We start from the raw sequence: 1815 nt of genomic DNA, 5'->3' as shown, positions 1-1815 counted from the left end.
CGGACCTGTCGGACGTGTCGTCGGGTCGGCCGGTCAGTGCCCGGCCGGACCAGCCCGCGTCGGGTCGGCCAGACCCGGACGGGCGGGACAGCCAGGTCGGGGTGGGTCAGGCCGCCGGGATCGACAGCGTGGGCGTCGCCTGGACGCCCTCGTGCACGAGCCGCGCGGCGTGCACGCCCTGCGACGACAGCACGCGCCACGTCTCGCCCAGCCACTGCTCGGCGTCGAACTGCGTCGTGAAGACCGGGCTCACGGGCCGCTCGAGCGGTGCGCCGTCCGCGCCGTCGAACCGCCACTCCCACTGCGGGCGCACGACCATCACGCCGCCGTCGCCGTCTTGGAGCCGCGTCGTCCCGCGTCCGCCGCGAGCGCCCGGCCGATCCGCCCGGCCCAGCCCGGCCCCTGGTAGATCAGGCCCGTGTAGCCCTGCACGAGGGTCGCGCCGACGGCCAGGTACTCGCGCGCGTCGGCCGGGGACGTGACGCCGCCGACGCCGATGATGACGACCTCGTCACCGAGGCGGTCGCGCAACCGCGCGACGACGTCGAGGCCACGGGCGAGCACGGGTGGTCCGGACAGGCCCCCGGGACCGAGGTCGTGCCCGATCGTGGTGTTCACGGCGACGACGCCGTCGAGCCCGAGCTCGGCGACGAGCTCGGCGACCGCGTCGACGTCGTCGTCGGACAGGTCGGGCGCGATCTTCACGAGCAGCGGGACGGGCCGGCGGCCGGCCTTCGCGGTGGCCTCGTCGGCCGCGACGCGCGTCGCCTCGAGGATGGGGCGCAGCGACTCGACGGCCTGCAGGTCGCGCAGGCCCGGCGTGTTGGGCGAGGAGACGTTGACGACCAGGTAGTCGGCGTACGGCGCGAGCCGCGCGGCGCTGGTCGCGTAGTCGACGGGCGCCTGCTCCGCGGGCGTCACCTTCGTCTTGCCGATGTTGACGCCGACGACGTAGCGGCGGCCGGCGGGCGTCGCGCGCAGCCGGCGCAGGCGCGCCGCGACCGCGGCCGAGCCCTCGTTGTTGAAGCCCATGCGGTTGCGCAGCGCACGCTGGTCGAGGACGCGCCACAGCCGCGGGCGCTCGTTGCCGGGCTGCCCCTGCGCGGTGACGGTGCCGACCTCGACGAACCCGAAGCCGAGCATCGTCATGCCGGGGACCCCGACGGCGTTCTTGTCGAAGCCGGCGGCGAGGCCGAACGCCGAGGGGAAGGTCCGCCCCCAGACCCGGACCGCACCCGTCGACGGCGGCGCGAGCACCCCGCGCACCACGTCGCGCAGGACCGGGACGGCGGCGACGACGCGGATCAGGCGGAAGGCGAGCTCGTGCGCGCGCTCCGGGTCGAGCCGGCGCAGCACGAGGTCGAACAGGAGGCGGTACACGACATCACCCTAGGGGCTGGCGGCCGGCCTCACCGGTGCCGTCCACCGGACGCCCGGTGCGCCACAGCCACCACAGGCCCAGCAGCGGCAGGACGAGCGGCACGTACCCGTAGCCCTGGCCGAACCCGGACCACACCGTCTCGTCGGGGAAGTCGCCGACGTCGACGCGCGACAGCACGCCGACGGTCAGGACGCCCACGAGCTCGACGCCCACGGTGACCCATGCGAGCGTGCGCCGGCCCGTCGCGAGCGCGAACGTCGCCACGACGTACACGAGGCCCGCGGCGAGCGACAGGAGGTAGGCGACGGGCGCCTCGTCGAGCTTCGTCGCGACCTGGTAGACGCCGCGCGCGGTCGCGGCGAGGGCGAGGACGCCGTAGACCGCGACGACGAGGCGGCCCGGGCCGGCGCCGGTCGGTCGCGGGCCGGCACCGG

General features: G+C 75.9%; 3 protein-coding genes. All 3 read right to left on the bottom strand.

The window, feature by feature from the left end; genetic code table 11:
• Positions 1-106 precede the first annotated feature (106 nt).
• On the bottom strand, positions 107-319 hold the full coding sequence (locus tag HGA02_RS18135) for a hypothetical protein (RefSeq protein WP_168680684.1): 213 nt from the start codon (positions 317-319) through the stop codon (positions 107-109).
• Positions 319-1380: a quinone-dependent dihydroorotate dehydrogenase gene (locus HGA02_RS18130; protein ID WP_168680682.1), complete on the bottom strand. Its 1062-nt coding sequence runs from the start codon at positions 1378-1380 to the stop codon at positions 319-321. The genes HGA02_RS18135 and HGA02_RS18130 overlap by 1 nt, the downstream gene beginning before the upstream one ends.
• A 4-nt stretch (positions 1381-1384) precedes the next feature.
• A partial coding sequence (locus tag HGA02_RS18125; RefSeq protein ID WP_168680680.1) for a hypothetical protein occupies positions 1385-1815 on the bottom strand: 431 nt, incomplete at its 5' end.

Source organism: Cellulomonas septica, from assembly GCF_012396155.1.
Taxonomy (GTDB): Bacteria; Actinomycetota; Actinomycetes; order Actinomycetales; family Cellulomonadaceae; genus Cellulomonas; species Cellulomonas septica.
The sequence above is the reverse complement of the archived record's forward strand: the minus strand, read 5'-3'. Positions and strand labels throughout refer to the sequence as shown.